The 241-nt window shown below is 60.6% G+C and carries 1 protein-coding gene; it reads right to left on the reverse strand.

What is annotated here, in order from left to right:
- Nucleotides 1-241: efflux RND transporter permease subunit (locus SB765_RS33085; protein ID WP_410932956.1), on the reverse strand; the 241-nt coding region annotated here is incomplete at both ends.

A 241-nucleotide genomic window follows, 5' to 3' on the forward strand; every position in this document is an offset into this window, starting at 1 on the left:
TGGCGATGGTCAGGGCCATCAGCGTCAGGTTGTTGATGGAGAAGCCCGCCAGGTACATCACGCCAAAGGTGCCGACCAGCGACAGCGGCACGGCGATCGACGGAATGATCGTGGCGCTGAACCGGCGCAGGAACAGGAAGGTCACCATCACCACCAAGGCAATGGCGATGAGCAGTTCATGTTGCACGTCGGTGACGGAAGCACGGATGGTCTGGGTGCGGTCGGTCAATACCGTCACATC

Origin of the sequence: Pseudomonas sp. SIMBA_067 (genome assembly GCF_046534675.1) — a bacterium.
GTDB lineage: Bacteria > Pseudomonadota > Gammaproteobacteria > Pseudomonadales > Pseudomonadaceae > Aquipseudomonas > Aquipseudomonas putida.